Here is a 15,395-nt window from a genome sequence, read left to right as displayed (position 1 = left end):
CCTAAACCGAGACTGCGCCGGTGAGTTTGGGGTGGTGCTGGTAGCCTTCCGCCGCGGAAATATCATCCATCTCATAAGAGAAGAGCGAATCCGCTTTGCGCAGTTCCAGGGTGGGGAAGGGATAAGGTTCGCGGCTGATCTGTTCACGCACCTGATCGAGGTGGTTGAGATAGATATGGCAATCCCCGCCCGTCCACACGAAATCACCAACATCCAGGCCAACCTGCTGGGCGATCATATGGGTGAGGAGAGAATAGGAGGCGATATTGAAAGGCACCCCGAGGAACATATCCGCACTGCGCTGGTAGAGCTGGCAGGAAAGCTTGCCATCTGCCACATAGAACTGGAAGAACGCATGGCAGGGCTGGAGAGCCATCTTATCCAGATCCGCCACATTCCAAGCGGAAACGATCATGCGCCGCGAATCCGGATTGGTTCGCAGGGTTTCCAAAAGCTGGGCGATCTGATCGATATGCCGGCCATCTGGTGCGGGCCAGCTACGCCACTGGTAGCCGTAAACCGGGCCGAGCTCACCATTTTCATCAGCCCATTCATCCCAGATGGTGATGCCATTGCGTTGCAACCAGTCAATATTGGTAGAGCCGCGTAAGAACCACAGCAGCTCCCCCTTGATGGGCTTCATCGCCACAAACTTCGTGGTGATACGCGGGAAACCATCCGCCAGGTGATAGCGCAGCTGGCGCCCGAAGACAGAGAGGGTACCCGTGCCGGTGCGGTCCCCCTTGCGAGTTCCGTTGGCGAGGATATCGGCAAGCAGATCTTCATATTGGCGATTAATCATGAACCCATCCTACGTGGTGACTCCGACAGAAAAATTGGCTGCGAAAAGTTACCCGGCAAGGCAGTTCCAGGAAAGGTGGTATGCCGGGCGAACTCCCTAGTTTTGCGCGATGATCTCGCGGATAAGCGCGGCGTCGCGCTCCACCACTTTCGCGGCGTACTGGGCCACCTTCTCTTCGATTTTCTTGCCGACGAAAGGAATGGAGACCTGCACGTCCCCGGTCACCGTGACCGTGGCAGGCCCCTCCCCGGCAACCTGGAAATCAGCGCTGGCGCGGACGGGAAGTTTGGCTTCCAGCTGCGCTGCGACGTCGTTCCCGGAACGGGTAAAGACGATGCTGGCAGCTAAACCGGAAGAAAGAAAACGCCGCGCCTGCGCGGGAAGCTGCTCAGCATCCACCTGCACCGTAAGGATCGCGCGTTCCGCGCCGGGCGTGAAAGAGGACGGTTTCGTGCGGAGCGCGGCGAGGCGACGGTCGGCGAGTTCTTCGGACATGAGGACAGCGGCGACGGCGCTCGCGGGGGCGTCGATCTCATAAGAATGTGAAAATTGCATGGCTATATTTTCCCGCATGAGTGTGACAGGAGGGAAGCACGGCCGCTTTTTTCAGCGCAGAACCGGAGCGATGCTTGGGCGTAGCACACGTGGAATTTTTGTGTAACCAAATAATCGGGGTATCTACATCGATAAAATACGCGAGGTGTAGGTAAGGCTCGTGGAATTTGGTAACCGGAGGGCAATCTTGCCTCTGCCTAGAATCTTGGACATGTACGGCTCAAAGATAGCCTCCTACTCTTCCGTTTCCTCGACCTGAACGTAACGATTTGCGATCGGAATCCACGTCAGCATGACGATGAAAAGAACGATTGCTATTCCGAACACTGTCACCACTGGACTCCGATCTGCGCCCCAGCCAATGATCGGGTTGATGAGGATTCCAATGAGACTTCCCAGTGTGCTTGCAACGTTTAAAACCGTCGCACGGCGCTCGCTCGGAATTTCCTTGTTGGCAACTGCCCGAGTGATGGGTCCACGCGCAAACATGCTGACAATCACCAATGTGAAACCGCTGATCACACATATGGTGTGGGGAATGGTCATCAAGATGAATCCGACGACGCCGTATCCGAAAGCCAGGAGAAGACCTGCTCGCCGACCGACTCGCTCAACGATCACCCCGGAGAAATGATCGTAAACTGCCGCAGCTAATTGTGCGCCACCAACAATTGGGCGCCAAGGAACGATTACGCCACACCAAGGTGAGTGGTCTGGTAGCTGTTATCGGATCACCCAATATCTACATCCTTATTCGTGTATCAGCGTCTATGCCGTTTTCGGCCCGTTCTCGCTCTCGCTCTCGCACCAGCAACCGGTAGGCAATTTCAACGCAGCCAATCACCGCCGGGCGCGCCGCCCGCGGTTTGCCCACCGCCCGCGCCTTTCCGCTCCCGTGCCGCTTCCTCCCCGGCCAGGTCTCGCGGGGCGGGCAGACCGCGCATCCGGTCCAGGAAAACGTAGATAAGAAGAAGGATACCCAGGTAGGGCAGCCCGGCATACCAGGCTACCGGCATGAGCCAGAACAGCGCCACGAAAATCGCCAGGCAACCGGCCATGACCGCCAGGTTCGTTACCGGGGCGCCCCAGAGGCGAGCCGGAGGGAGCTCGAGTCCCAGTTGCTGGCGGCGTCGTCGAAAAGCAATATGGGTGGCCATTACTAAAGCCCAGGTGAGCAGGGTCCCCACCGTGGCGCAGCCGTACAAATACGAGAAGCCGGCCTGCGGGGACGTGAGCGCCAAAATACAGGCGACCACCATCCCCACCATCGCGAGCATGACCGCGCCGCGCGGGGTGCCTTTCGGGGTGGTGCGCGCCGCGAAAGCGGGGGCCATGCGGTCGGTGGCCAGCGCGTGAATCATCCGCGAGGAGGTGTAGAGGCACCCGTTCGCCGCGCTCAGCGCCGCCACCAGCAGCACCGCGTTCATAATATGCCCGGCCGCCGGAATTGCCGCGGCGTCCAGCGCGTGCACGAAAGGCGATTGCGAAATATCGTGGAGCGGCTCGGCGGTCACCGTCCACGGCTGCATCGCCACTACCACCGCAATCGCGCCCACGTAGAAGAGCAGCAGGCGCCAAATCATGGTGTGGGCCGCGCGCGGAATATCGTAACGGGGATTCCCGGACTCCGCGGCCGTGACGGATACCGTTTCGATACCGCCGAAAGAAAAAACGGCCATGCACGCGGCGATAAAGACCGAGCCGGCACCCAGCGGCATAAACCCGCCGTGCTCGGTGAGATTGACCAGTCCCACCGGCTCGCTCGCCGGCAGCCCCACAAAAATAATAATGAGGCCAAGAAGAATAAAGACCGAAATAGCCGCCACTTTAATCATGGAGAACCAGTATTCGGCCGTGCCGTAGAGCCGCACGGTGGCCATATTCAGCCCCACAATAAAGAGGGAACAGGCCACCGTCCCCACCGCGCTATTAAGCTGGGGCAGCCAATGCTGCAAATATTTCGCCCCCGCGGTCACCTCCGCGCCCACCGCCACGATATAGGTGACCGCCAGATTCCAGCGCGTCACAAAGGCCCCCAGATTCCCCAGGTATGCCCCCGCAATGGTGCCGTGCCCGCCGGGAACGGGATGCGCGCTGACCATCTCCGCCAGCGCCCACACCACCGAGAGCGCCAGCAACCCGGCCAGCGCGTAGGAAATAATCGTGGCCGGCCCCGCCAGCGAAATCGTGGCGCCCGCGCCGAGGAACAGCCCGGTTCCCAGCGCCCCGGACAGGGCAATCATGGCGATTTGCGGGGAGGTGAGACTGCGCGCCAGCGCGGTGTGGTGATCGGTGGCGCGAGCGCGAGACGAAGCATGGTGGCGTGCGGCCATGCGGGCTTCCCTTCGTGGATAGAACGACGACGCAGCGCGGCACCGCCCCACCCGGCCTCCACCGCCGGCGCAGCCCGGCCCTCGCACTGCCGTGAATATAACTAACGCGGAACTACTAGTGTACTCGCGTGAGCGACTACTCTTAGGGGTATGCCATCTCTCGGTCATATCTTGGAACGGTCCCAAACGCTCTCCGCTTCGCAACGCGAATGGTTGCATCAGCTGGTGGGGGACTGGCAGTTAATCTCCGATTTCTCCTTCGCTGATCTCGTGCTCGTCACCCCGCTCCAGGATGAACGCTTTATTATCGCGGCGGCCTGCCGCCCGGCCACCAATGCCACCGCGCTGGATAACGACGTGGTCAATATGACGTTCGATCCGGCCGATTCGGAGAAATTCCGGGAGATTATTGCCACCGGGCAGCGCGGCACCGTCTATATTCACGGCCTGCGTTACGAAGGTTATCCGGTGCGCCGGGCGGGGGAGGATCCTTTCGCGGTCCTCGCCCTGGTGTATTCCCAGCGCTCGCGCAAAGAAACGGTGCTGCGCCATTCTTCCTATGAGGAAATTGAAGAGCAGCTTCTCGATATGGTCACCCAGGGTCTGTTCCCGATGGAGGGTACCCCGAGCGGTTTCCGCCACGGTGCTCCGCGCGTCACGGACGGTTTCACCCATATCGATGCTGATGGTGCGGTGATTTTCAATAGCCCGAATGCGGTATCTAATCTGCATCGGCTTGGGATCCGGTCCACGTTTGAAGGCCAGCTGCTGGCCGAGCAAATCACCTCAAGTATTGACGCGGAAACCCGCCTGGATGATGCGCTGCCGGTGGTGCTGCTCGGGCGCGCCCCGTGGATGACGGAACTGGAATTACGCGGGGCGGTGCTTTCCCTGCGGGCGGTGCCGTTGTGGAAGGACGGCAAGCACGTGGGCGCCGTCGTGCTGTCGCGCGATATTAGCGAGCTGCGCCGGCGCGAATTGGAACTGGTCAGCAAAGACACCACGATCCGCGAAATTAACCATCGCGTGAAAAACAATCTGCAGACAGTTTCCGCGCTGTTGCGGATGCAGGCGCGCCGCGCGGACGACAAAAAAGTCATCGAGGTGCTTTCCGAGGCGCAGCGCCGCGTGGAAACCATCGCCCTCGTCCACCAGATCCTGTCGCAAACGGTCGATGAAATCGTGGACTTTTCCGAAGTCCTCACCCCGCTTATCACCATGGCTACCGATATCGCCTCCACGGATGTGCGCGTTTCCTCCGAGGTGCGCGGCGAATTCGGAATGGTGGACGCGAATACTGCCACCCGCCTGGCAGTTGTCCTCAACGAACTGGTCTCCAACGCGGTGGAGCACGGGCTGCCGCACGGCGGACATATTGTGGTGAGTGCGGAGCGCGCGGGCGATGTCCTCACGGTGCAGGTGAGCGACGACGGCGTGGGCGTGCCCACCACCGGCGTCAAGCAGGGCCTGGGTACTCGGATTGTGCGCACCATGGTGGAAGGCGAATTGCACGGCACCATTAAATGGGAGGCCCGCCCCGGCGGTGGTACCACCGTGACGCTCACTATTAACGTGACGGCCGGGCTGCCTCCCACGGATGAAAAATAGTTTCCGTTCCCAGCGTGCTGGAAGATTAAATACGACGACGGCGCTCTGCCGGCAGGGGTAATTTCGCCCCGGATTCCCGATAAACAATGGCGAGGTCTCGCGATCGTGATTCGCGGAACCTCGCCATGCGGGGCTTGTGATTCAGCCTAGCGGTACTCCGGGGCGGTTCGCCTTAGGAGGCAAGTTCGCGCACTCGCCGCGCGCGGGCGGTGCGGCGGCGCAGCCGGCGGCGTTCATCTTCAGAGGTGCCACCCCACACGCCGGAATCCTGGTTGTGTTCGAGCGCGTAGCTGAGGCAGTCTTCACGGACGGTACATTCCTGGCATACTCGCTTCGCCCGATCCGTCTGGGCCAGGGCCGAGGCCGAACTACCAATCGGGAAGAAAAGTTCCGGGTCTTCCGTCAGGCACGCGGCATGCGAACGCCAATCCATGAATCCTCCTTTTCCCCGCCACTCGCGGGGTATTCCCGCTCCTGCGGGATAGCTGCATGTGAGACCCATATATCTTGGCAAAGAGCAGCGCCGCGGTAAAGAGTCCACCGGTGTGATATTTCAAGGCCCGCGCTTTTCGAAGTTCTCTCTTGTTATTCCAGGCTTAAACGACTATGGGCGGCCCGCCGTGCGCTGCGGGTTTGAGCTAAACCCGCCGTGAGGGACAATAGGGGCATGAGCATTGATGAGGCCCGGCGCCGCTGGAATGAGATTGCCCCCACGCTGACTCGCGCGCAGATCGCCTACCATTCCGGGGCGGACCCGCTCATGACGGATGATCACTACGACCGCCTCATTCACGAGCTGCGTGATCTGGAAGCGCGCTACCCGGAGCTCGCGGTGGCAGATTCCCCCAGCCGCGCCGTCGGAGCGCCGGTGGGGGACGCAGCGGTGCCCGCGGCGCAGCCTTTCGCCCCGGTCACGCACCGTGAACGCCTGTACTCCCTGCAAGACGTTTTTTCTCTCGAGGATCTCCGTGCCTGGTACGCCGCGCTCCCGGGAGAATCCGGGGCCGCTAGCGCCGCTCCGCAAATACCCAGTGCCGCTCTTGAAACGCCCAGCGCCGGCACCGCGGTCACCGCGGAAGCGAAAATCGACGGTCTCGCCATCAACTTGCGCTATGACAATGGCGCGCTGACGGTAGCCGCCACGCGTGGGGACGGCGTGACCGGGGAAGATGTCACCCGCAATATCGCCACCATCCCCGCCATTCCGCAGCGCCTGCACGGTAACGCTATCCCGGAGGTCATGGAAGTGCGCGGGGAAGTTTTCTTCCCGCTCGCTGACTTCGCCCGGTTCAACGCCGACCAGCGTGAGCGCCGCGCAGCGGCCGAACGCGAGCGGGACGCTGCGCAACAGGCCGGGGATACCGCAGCGGTGCGCGAAGCCAATCGCATTATCCGCTCCTGCCGCGAATTCGCGAACCCGCGTAACGCCGCGGCCGGCTCGCTGCGGCAAAAAGACCCGGCCGTCACCGCCTCCCGTCCGCTCTCCTTCATCGCCCACGGCATCGGCGCCCTCGCGGGGGTGCCGGACTCCCTGGCGGAAGCGCTGTCCACCCAGGCCGGCGTATACGAAGCTTTCGCAGGCTGGGGCCTTCCCATTTCTCCCTATACGAAACTTGTCTCTACCTGGGAAGATATCGAGGCATTCGTAGCGGATCTGGTCGCCCACCGCCACGACCTCCTCCACGGTATCGACGGCGCCGTCCTCAAAGTCAATGACCGGGCGCGCCAGGCCGAGCTCGGCTACACCTCCCGCGTCCCACGCTGGGCCATCGCCTATAAATACCCGCCCGAAGAAGTAGAAACCACCCTTCTGGATATCCAGGTCAATGTGGGACGCACCGGGCGCGCCACTCCCTACGCCATTATGGAGCCGGTCCTGGTGGACGGCTCGGTTGTCACTCAGGCCACCCTCCACAACCGCGAAGAAGTAGCCCGCAAAGGCGTACGCATTGGCGACGTCGTTATCGTGCGCAAGGCCGGGGATGTCATCCCCGAAGTGGTCGGCCCGGTCCTCATGGAACGTGACGGCACCGAACGCGAATGGGTAATGCCCCGCGCTTGCCCTTCCTGCGGAGCCACCCTCGCTCCCGCCCAGGAAGGCGATGTGGATATGCGCTGCCCCAATGCGCAATCCTGCCCCGCCCAGCTGGCCGAACGCGTGGTCCATATCGGTTCACGCGGAGCGTTGGACGTGGAGGCCCTCGGGGAAGAAACCGCGCTGTGGCTCACCAACCCCGATGCCCGGCGCCGCGAAGCCCTTATCGCGCTCGCCAGCGGCCACCGCCTCGAGATAGAAGGTGCGGACGGGCGTAAGAAAACCCTGCGCCTCACGCGCGAGGTGGCACGCGAACTCGGAATTGTGGACGACGACGGCGCCATCCTCGACTCGGAGGTGATTATCCCGCCTGAAACAGCCCGCAGCCTGGGCGTTCCCGCAGCCCAAGAACCGATACTTCACAGCGAAGCCGGACTCTTCGCGGTGCAAGCCACGGATGTGGCCGATACCTGGGTATGGAAAGAAATCCGCAGCGCCGGCCAACCCACCGGCGACTACCGTTACGTGCGCGCCGCCTGGACCAAACCCACCTGGGGCACCAGCGCCGGCCAGCGCGTCATCACCAAGGAGAGCGAACCGGGCAAAGCCCTCCTCACCATGCTCACCGAACTGGAGAAAGCCCGCGGGAAAGAACTGTGGCGCAAACTCGTGGCCCTCTCGATCCGCCACGTCGGTCCCACCGCGGCCCGCGCGCTCGCGGCCGCTTTCCCGGAGCTGGCGCTACTGCGCGCGGCTTCCGTGGAGGAGCTTTCCGCGGTGGATGGCGTAGGGGATATTATTGCCCGCTCCTTTAAAGAATGGTTCGAGGTGCCCTGGCACCTGGAGATTATTGAGCAATGGGAAGCTGCCGGGGTAGTTTTCGCTGATGACACCGCGGCTGCCGAGCAGATTCCCCAAACCCTGGCGGGAATGACGATTGTGGCCACCGGCTCCCTGGAAGGCTATACCCGAGATTCGGTCAAAGAGGCAATCCTCGCGCACGGCGGGAAGGCCGCCGGCTCGGTCTCGAAGAAAACTACCGCGGTGGTGGTGGGGGAGAATGCCGGATCGAAGGCTGCCAAGGCTGAAGAACTGGGTATTCCGCGGTTGAGCGAAGCGGAATTCACCGAGCTGCTGCGCACCGGCCAGCTGCCCGAATAGTTTCCCGCCGCGCCGTTACAGCAGCGGCGCCAGCGGAGCCATCACCTTTTCTGTTACCCGCGCCAGCGCACCGCGCTTATCCCATTCCTCCAGGGTGAGCTCGCGGGTATTGCGCAGGTCGAATTCAAAAATCTTCTCCATGACGGCCGCGAAACCGGCGTCGTGAATCGACATATTAATTTCGAAATTCCCCCGCAGGGAGAGTCGGTCAATATTCGCGGTGCCCACGGTGGACCAGGTGGAATCCATCGTCATGGTTTTCGCGTGAATCATGGCGTCCTGGTAGAGGAAAATACGCACCCCGGCACGCAGCAGCCGCTCGTAATGCGGCCGCCCCACCCAGTCCGTATAAATATGATTGGAGTACTGCGGGATAAGAATCCGCACGTCCACCCCGCGTTCGGCCGCGTTGGTCAGTGCATCGAGCATGGGCGCATCGGGAATGAAATAGCCCATGGTGATCCAAGCCCGCTGCGAAGAGCGCGCCAGCGCATCTAAATACAGCGAAGAAATAGGATAAGTATTATGCGCGGGGGAATTTGTGACCGCCCGCATGCGCGAATCCCAATGGTGGGTGAGCGCGCGGCGGAGGGTGGGATGGTCGCGTTTACGGTAGGCATTCCACATGTCCACAAAAGCCACGTCCAGCTCCCATACCGCGGGTCCCTCCACACGCAGGTGGGTATCGCGCCATTCGGTCACGTACAGGCCGCCGATATTGTAGCCGCCCACGTAGCCGACCCGCCCGTCCACGGTCAGGATCTTGCGGTGATCGCGCCCCTTGTCGCGCGAACGCCCGGTGAGGATACCGGTGCGCACCAGCGGGAAATTCATCCAGTGCAGGTTCGCGATGCGCGGCGGGTGCCGGAAGGAGGGCGGTTGGTTGAGATTGCCCCAGGTGTCCAGCAGTACGTGCACCTGCACCCCGCGGTGGGCCGCGGCGATGAGCGCATCGCGAAAACGGTGCCCAACATGGTCCGCCTTGACAATAAACCACTCGAAATAAATATGATCCCGCGCATTATTAATATCAGCGAGCATGGCGCGGTACACATCCGCAGCACCCGTATAGAGCATCGCGTGGTCGCGCCCGACCTGCACCTCTTGCGGGGGCAGGTGCGGATAAGAATTGACCGGTGGGGTGCGGCGCTTGCGCATTTCATCTACAACGACGACGGCGCCCGCGGCGGCCAGCGGCGCCGCGGCCGCGAGCATGCCCGCAGTGCGCAGCACTCGGCGCGAAGTCCACTCAGTCATAGCGCCAATTGTAGACGGTGCGCCATCGCGCGGTGCAACCGCGTAGACTTGAGCCATGTCGTCATTTTCTAAGGAAGAGGTAGCGCGCCTAGCGGACCTGTCCCGCATCGCCCTGACGGATGCCGAGGCCGAAAAAATGGCCGGTGAACTTTCCGTCATCGAGGATGCAGTGAAAGCGGTATCCGAAGTTGTTACGCCGGATATTCCCTTTACCTACAATCCGCTCCCGCTGGCCAATGTCAAACGCCCCGATGTTCCGGGGGAAACTCTTGATCGTGAGGAAGTCCTCGCCGCGGCCCCGGCCGCCGAAGAAGGTAAGTTCCTCGTCCCGCGCATTATGGGGGAGGAATAAATGAATAGCTTGTTGCTGAAATCTGCCGCGGAACTCTCCGCGCTGCTGCGCGCGGGGGCCATCACCTCCGTCGAACTCACCACCGCCTGCTTGGATCGCATTGAGGCGCTCAACCCCAAGGTCAATGCTTTCCTCTACGTGGATCGGGAAGGCGCCCTGGAGGTTGCCCGCGGGGTGGATGCCGCCCGCGCGGAAGGCGTGGAACTCCACCCGCTTGCCGGTATTCCCATCGCGGTGAAGGACAATATTTGCACCCGCGGGATTCCCACCACCGCGGCCTCGAAAATCTTGGCCGGGTGGCGCCCGCCGTACGATGCGAGCGTCGTCGTAAAAATTAAAGAAGCCCGGCTCCCTATCGTGGGCAAGACCAATATGGACGAATTCGCGATGGGTTCCTCCACGGAACATTCCGCTTTCGGACCCTCGCGCAACCCCTGGGATCTGGATCGAATCCCGGGTGGTTCGGGTGGCGGCAGCGCCGCGGCCGTCGGTGCCTTCATGGTGCCGCTCGCCCTCGGTTCTGATACCGGCGGCTCGATCCGCCAGCCTGCCGCGGTAACCGGAACGGTGGGTGCCAAGCCCACCTACGGGGCGGTTTCGCGCTTCGGCCTCATCGCTATGGCGTCCTCGCTGGACCAGATCGGGCCGGTGACCCGCACCGTGGAAGATGCCGCGCTGCTCCAGGAGCTGCTCAGCGGGCACGATCCCCACGATTCCACCTCGCTTCCCGAAACTCCTTCCGGCCTGGTGGCGGCCTGCCACGGCGAAGCCGGGAGCTGGGAAGGTGCTGGCGCGGATCCGGAGCGGCCGCTCGCGGGCCTCAAGGTGGGCCTCGTGGAAGAAATGCACGGGGAAGGCTACGCGCCCGGCGTGCTTGAAGCTTTCGAAAACGCGGTGGCGCGCATGCGCGAACTCGGCGCGGAAACGGTGGAGCTTTCCTGCCCCAGTTTCCACTACTCGCTGGCCGCCTACTATCTCATTATGCCCGCCGAAGTCTCCTCCAACCTGGCCCGTTTTGACGGGATGCGCTACGGCCTGCGGGTGGAACCCGAAGAGGGGCCGGTCACCGCGGAAACCGTGATGCGCGCTACCCGCGCGGCCGGTTTCGGTGAGGAAGTCAAGCGGCGCATTATTTTGGGCACCCACGTGCTCTCCGCCGGAAACTTCGATGCGTTCTACGGCGCGGCGCTGCGGGTCCGCACCCTGGTGCAGCGTGACTTGGAGCAGGCTTTCTCCCGGTGTCACGTGATCGTTTCGCCCACGTCGCCCACGGTGGCTTTCCCCTTCGGCTCGAAAACGAACGATCCGCTGGCCATGTACCTCAACGACATCGCCACCATTCCCGCCAACCTGGCTGGAATCCCGGGTATTTCGCTGCCGGCCGGGCTTTCGGAAGGGCTCCCGGTAGGCTTGCAGATTCTCAGCCCGGCCCGAGCCGATGCCCTCATGTACCGGGTGGCCGCGGCCATCGATACTGCGCTTGGACACAACGTCCCCGCTGCCTGCCCCGCGCGGGATTGGGAGGAATAAAGCATGGATGAACTCATGAATTACGAGGACGCCGTCGCGCGTTTCGACCCGGTGATCGGGTTGGAAGTACACGTCGAACTGTCCACACAAACCAAGATTTTCGACGCCGCCCCGGTGGCTTTCGGTGCCGAACCCAATACCGATGTGCAGCCGGTTTCCCTCGGGCTTCCCGGTTCGCTCCCGGTGGTCAATGAGGCGGCGGTGGAATACGCGGTGAAGCTGGGCCTGGCCCTCAATTCCCGCATTAACGAGCTCTCGCGTTTCGAACGTAAGAACTACTTCTACCCGGATCTGCCCAAGGCCTACCAGATCACCCAGAACGCCCAGCCGATTATCCTGGGCGGCTATCTGGATATTGAGCTGGCGGACGGCACGCCCTACCGTTTCCCCATTGAACACGCGCATCTGGAAGAAGATGCCGGGAAGAACACCCACGTGGGTGGGGCGGATGGGCGCCTGCAGGGGGCGCGCTACTCGCTGGTGGATTACAACCGTTCCGGCGTGCCGCTCATTGAGATCGTTTCCGACCCGGCTACCGGGGTGGGGAAGAACGCCCCGGAGATCGCCGGCGCCTACGTGCGCGGGATCCGTGAACTGGTGCGGGCGCTCGGCATTTCCGAGGGGCGGATGGAGCGCGGAAATATTCGCGCGGATGTCAATGTCTCCCTGCGGGAAAGCCCGGATGCTCCTTTCGGTACCCGTACCGAAACGAAGAATGTCAATTCCTTCCGCGGTATTGAAAACACCATTCGCTACGAGATTTCCCGCCAGGCGGCGATCTTGGCTGCCGGTGGCACGATCCTCCAGGAAACGCGCCATTACAAGGAAGAAATCCAGGGCACCATCGCCGGGCGCGTGAAGTCCGACGCGGATGACTACCGCTACTTCCCTGAACCGGATTTGGTCCCGGTGATCTGCACTCCGGATTACGTGGAGAAGGTGCGTGCGGGGCTGCCCGAATTGCCGGCCGCGAAGCGCGCCCGCATTACCGAGGAATGGGAACTTTCCCCGGAGGAATTGCGCGATCTTATTAACGCTGGCGCGGTGGATCTGGTAGACGCCACTGTGCGGGCCGGGGCAACGCCCGCCGGAGCCCGCAAGTGGTGGATGGGCGATATCGCCCGCTACGCCAAGGATAACGACGTCGAACTCGAGGATGCACCCATTACTCCGGCCGCGGTGGCCGAGCTGGACGGACTCATCCAGAGCGGGCGCCTCAATGACAAACTGGGGCGCCAGGCGCTGGCGGGAGTCCTCGCCGGGGAAGGCAGCCCGGAGGAAGTTGTTGCCGCACGTAACCTGGAGATCGTTTCCGATAGCGGGGCCCTGGAGAAGGCCGTGGATGAGGCACTGGCTGCTAATCCCGACGTCGTCGAAAAAATTCGCGGTGGAAAGGTGCAGGCTGCCGGTGCAATTATCGGTGCCGTGATGAAGGCGACCCACGGTAAGGCCGACGCCGGTGCCGTGCGCGCTCTCATTATGGAGCGTGCCGGCGCGCAGTAGTACCCGGTGGTATGCCGGTAAGGGCCCGAAATATCTCATGAAGGAGGCGCAGGTGGCGCGAACACAAGCAGGTACGGACGGACTGTCGGAACCGGGCGGAGCCGCGCGAGCTAACGGAGCCGCGCGCACTGGAGGCGCTGCACGAACTGACGGAGCCGCGCAGTTCGCGCCCCCGCCCTCCGAACGTGAGATTTTCGCGGCCCACGAAGGTGGAAAACTCGAAACTCACGCGACCGCCGCTATCAACAACCGGGAAGACCTGGCTCGGGTATATACGCCCGGGGTGGCGCGAGTGTGCGAAGCAATTCACGCCGAACCGGAACTGGCCCGCCGCTACACGGTGAAATCCAATACCGTGGCGGTAGTGACAGACGGAACTGCGGTGCTCGGCCTGGGCGATATCGGGCCGCTCGCTTCTCTTCCCGTGATGGAAGGCAAGGCCGCGCTTTTCAAGCGTTTCGCCGGGGTGGACGCCTGGCCGGTACCCCTAGATACCACGGATACCGAGGAAATCATCGCTGCGGTACGAGCCATCGCGCCCGCGTATGCCGGTATCAATCTGGAAGATATCTCCGCCCCGCGCTGCTTCGAGATCGAGAAACGCCTGCGTGCGGAACTTGATATCCCAGTCTTCCACGACGATCAACACGGCACCGCGGTTGTGGTGCTGGCCGCCCTCATGACGGCACTACGCGTAGTGGGGAAGCGGCCGTCCGACGCGCGCGTCGTGGTATGCGGAATCGGTGCCGCTGGCACCGCGATTATCCGCTTGCTCCTCGAATACGGGGTGCGGGATATCGTTGCCGTGGACCGCTCCGGAACGCTCGGGCCGTTCCGGAGCGAAACCAACCCGGGGCATGCCTGGGTTGCGGCCCGCACCAATCCCCGCCAGATCGACGGCGATGTGCGTGGGGCTCTGCGCGGTGCGAATGTTTTTATTGGCGTTTCCGGCCCGAATATTCTCGACGGCGCAGCTCTGGACACCATGGCTGATAACGCCATCGTTTTCGCCCTGGCCAATCCCACCCCGGAAATTGCCCCCGAAATAGCGCGCGAACACGCCGCGGTGGTAGCAACCGGCCGTTCGGATTACCCCAACCAGATCAATAACGTGCTGGCTTTCCCGGGGATATTCCGCGGTTTACTCGATGCGCATGCCACGGAAGTTAGCGACGCGATGCTGCTGGCCGCAGCGCAGGCCCTTGCTGATCTGGTGGGGGAGGATGCTCATCCGGATTACATCATCGTTTCCGCTTTTGACGAGCGCGCGGCAGCTGCCGTGGCGCAGGCGGTTCGCGAAAGTGTAGAGGAGTCCTAGGAGTCTCCATCGAGGCTATCGAGATGTAGTTTTCCCTGGTTTTGTTTGGTTTTTTGGGGTGTTTGGGTGGGGTGTGGTGGGTGTCTCGTTGGTGTGGTTTGTGTTTTGGGTGGTGGGCTTGTAAGCTTGTTATCCGTCGCCGAGGCCCGGGAAACCGGTAAGCGGTGACAGGATCCCTTGAGAGTGGCGTGGTTCACTGGGGCTGGGTTTGGTTTCCTGGCTGGGTGGTGCTAAGCTAACGGGGTTGCTCTTTTTGAGTGTGATTGTTTCTCTTGCGTGTGATTGCCGTGGTTTTTTTCGGGTGGTTGTGCGTGGGGTGTGGGCGTGGTGTTTGGATGCTTAATAGTGTGTCTGACTATTTATTTTTTACGTGATATTTTTTGTTCACATGACTAGCATGTCGCGCTAGTGCTGGCTGAGGGCTTTTTTGTTTTTGGTTGGTGGGTGTGGTGTTGGTTGTGTGGGTGTGTGCGAGGACAGTTAGCACTCTAATGATAATGACTGGATGTATTCGTGTTTACGGGTATGTGTTTGGTTTGTTTGTTGGTGGTGTGTTGTTCTTGTTTTTATTTTGTTTTTTTTGAGCTAGTTGTTTTTCTTGCTCTCTGTTTTTTTGTGGAGAGTTTGATCCTGGCTCAGGACGAACGCTGGCGGCGTGCTTAACACATGCAAGTCGAACGATGAAGCCTGTAACTTGTTGTGGGTGGATTAGTGGCGAACGGGTGAGTAATACGTGAGTAACCTGCCCTCCTTTTTGGGATAAGCCTTGGAAACGGGGTCTAATACCGGATATTCTGGCATGCTCGCATGGGTGTGTTGGGAAAGCTTTATGTGAAGGGGGATGGGCTCGCGGCCTATCAGCTTGTTGGTGGGGTGATGGCCTACCAAGGCGGTGACGGGTAGCCGGCCTGAGAGGGTGACCGGCCACATTGGGACTGAGA

At 61.6% G+C, this 15,395-nt stretch carries 12 protein-coding genes and 1 rRNA gene; 7 read left to right on the top strand and 6 right to left on the bottom strand.

Annotated features, from left to right (window positions below):
- Position 1 precedes the first annotated feature (1 nt).
- From PWJ82_RS04300 to PWJ82_RS04285, 4 genes are all read right to left on the bottom strand, one after another.
- On the bottom strand, positions 2-802 hold the full coding sequence (locus tag PWJ82_RS04300) for a thymidylate synthase (protein WP_016441661.1): 801 nt from the start codon (positions 800-802) through the stop codon (positions 2-4).
- 96 nt (positions 803-898) lie between these two features.
- Complete coding sequence (locus tag PWJ82_RS04295) at positions 899-1,357, bottom strand: DUF2505 domain-containing protein (protein ID WP_016441660.1); 459 nt, start codon at positions 1,355-1,357, stop codon at positions 899-901.
- Positions 1,358-1,591: 234 nt separating this feature from the next.
- Complete coding sequence (locus tag PWJ82_RS04290; protein WP_155875742.1) at positions 1,592-1,978, bottom strand: hypothetical protein; 387 nt, start codon at positions 1,976-1,978, stop codon at positions 1,592-1,594.
- A gap of 206 nt (positions 1,979-2,184) precedes the next feature.
- Positions 2,185-3,690, bottom strand: a complete 1,506-nt coding sequence (locus tag PWJ82_RS04285) for an amino acid permease (protein ID WP_016441658.1) — start codon at positions 3,688-3,690, stop codon at positions 2,185-2,187.
- A 150-nt stretch (positions 3,691-3,840) separates the two neighbouring features.
- Here PWJ82_RS04285 and PWJ82_RS04280 point away from each other — a divergent pair, with 150 nt between their 5' ends.
- On the top strand, positions 3,841-5,298 hold the full coding sequence (locus PWJ82_RS04280) for a sensor histidine kinase (RefSeq protein WP_274735505.1): 1,458 nt from the start codon (positions 3,841-3,843) through the stop codon (positions 5,296-5,298).
- 172 nt (positions 5,299-5,470) lie between these two features.
- Here the strand turns inward: PWJ82_RS04280 and PWJ82_RS04275 are convergent, their stop codons facing one another.
- Positions 5,471-5,731: a WhiB family transcriptional regulator gene (locus tag PWJ82_RS04275; RefSeq protein WP_274735504.1), complete on the bottom strand. Its 261-nt coding sequence runs from the start codon at positions 5,729-5,731 to the stop codon at positions 5,471-5,473.
- Positions 5,732-5,965: 234 nt separating this feature from the next.
- Here PWJ82_RS04275 and ligA point away from each other — a divergent pair, with 234 nt between their 5' ends.
- Positions 5,966-8,494: an NAD-dependent DNA ligase LigA gene (gene ligA / locus PWJ82_RS04270; protein ID WP_274735503.1), complete on the top strand. Its 2,529-nt coding sequence runs from the start codon at positions 5,966-5,968 to the stop codon at positions 8,492-8,494.
- 15 nt (positions 8,495-8,509) lie between these two features.
- Here ligA and PWJ82_RS04265 read toward each other — a convergent pair whose 3' ends face one another.
- Entirely contained in the window at positions 8,510-9,751 is a 1,242-nt protein-coding gene (locus PWJ82_RS04265) for a phospholipase D-like domain-containing protein (RefSeq protein WP_274735502.1), read from the bottom strand.
- A 55-nt stretch (positions 9,752-9,806) separates the two neighbouring features.
- Between PWJ82_RS04265 and gatC the strand changes: the two genes are divergently transcribed.
- The 5 genes from gatC to PWJ82_RS04240 form a co-directional block, all read left to right on the top strand.
- Complete coding sequence (gatC, locus tag PWJ82_RS04260) at positions 9,807-10,103, top strand: Asp-tRNA(Asn)/Glu-tRNA(Gln) amidotransferase subunit GatC (RefSeq protein WP_126135415.1); 297 nt, start codon at positions 9,807-9,809, stop codon at positions 10,101-10,103.
- On the top strand, positions 10,104-11,633 hold the full coding sequence (gene gatA / locus PWJ82_RS04255) for an Asp-tRNA(Asn)/Glu-tRNA(Gln) amidotransferase subunit GatA (protein WP_274735501.1): 1,530 nt from the start codon (positions 10,104-10,106) through the stop codon (positions 11,631-11,633). It begins immediately after the preceding gene.
- A 3-nt stretch (positions 11,634-11,636) separates the two neighbouring features.
- Positions 11,637-13,136 (top strand): Asp-tRNA(Asn)/Glu-tRNA(Gln) amidotransferase subunit GatB, encoded by a 1,500-nt coding sequence (gatB, locus tag PWJ82_RS04250; protein WP_274735500.1) that lies wholly within the window; start codon positions 11,637-11,639, stop codon positions 13,134-13,136.
- 52 nt (positions 13,137-13,188) lie between these two features.
- Positions 13,189-14,454, top strand: a complete 1,266-nt coding sequence (locus tag PWJ82_RS04245) for an NAD(P)-dependent malic enzyme (RefSeq protein WP_274735499.1) — start codon at positions 13,189-13,191, stop codon at positions 14,452-14,454.
- 612 nt (positions 14,455-15,066) lie between these two features.
- A 16S ribosomal RNA gene (locus PWJ82_RS04240) occupies positions 15,067-15,395 on the top strand; the annotation flags it as partial.

Origin of the sequence: Actinotignum schaalii (assembly GCF_028864145.1) — a bacterium.
GTDB classification, from domain to species: domain Bacteria; phylum Actinomycetota; class Actinomycetes; order Actinomycetales; family Actinomycetaceae; genus Actinotignum; species Actinotignum schaalii_B.
The sequence above is the reverse complement of the archived record's forward strand: the minus strand, read 5'-3'. Positions and strand labels throughout refer to the sequence as shown.

Excerpts from the sequence above, each read along its gene's own strand:
- PWJ82_RS04300 (WP_016441661.1), bottom strand. The coding sequence starts at position 802 with ATGATTAATCGCCAATATGAAGATCTGCTTGCCGATATCCTCGCCAAC.
- PWJ82_RS04295 (WP_016441660.1), bottom strand. The coding sequence starts at position 1,357 with ATGCAATTTTCACATTCTTATGAGATCGACGCCCCCGCGAGCGCCGTC.
- PWJ82_RS04285 (WP_016441658.1), bottom strand. The coding sequence starts at position 3,690 with ATGGCCGCACGCCACCATGCTTCGTCTCGCGCTCGCGCCACCGATCAC.
- PWJ82_RS04280 (WP_274735505.1), top strand. The coding sequence starts at position 3,841 with ATGCCATCTCTCGGTCATATCTTGGAACGGTCCCAAACGCTCTCCGCT.
- PWJ82_RS04275 (WP_274735504.1), bottom strand. The coding sequence starts at position 5,731 with ATGGATTGGCGTTCGCATGCCGCGTGCCTGACGGAAGACCCGGAACTT.
- ligA (WP_274735503.1), top strand. The coding sequence starts at position 5,966 with ATGAGCATTGATGAGGCCCGGCGCCGCTGGAATGAGATTGCCCCCACG.
- PWJ82_RS04265 (WP_274735502.1), bottom strand. The coding sequence starts at position 9,751 with ATGACTGAGTGGACTTCGCGCCGAGTGCTGCGCACTGCGGGCATGCTC.
- gatC (WP_126135415.1), top strand. The coding sequence starts at position 9,807 with ATGTCGTCATTTTCTAAGGAAGAGGTAGCGCGCCTAGCGGACCTGTCC.
- gatA (WP_274735501.1), top strand. The coding sequence starts at position 10,104 with ATGAATAGCTTGTTGCTGAAATCTGCCGCGGAACTCTCCGCGCTGCTG.
- gatB (WP_274735500.1), top strand. The coding sequence starts at position 11,637 with ATGGATGAACTCATGAATTACGAGGACGCCGTCGCGCGTTTCGACCCG.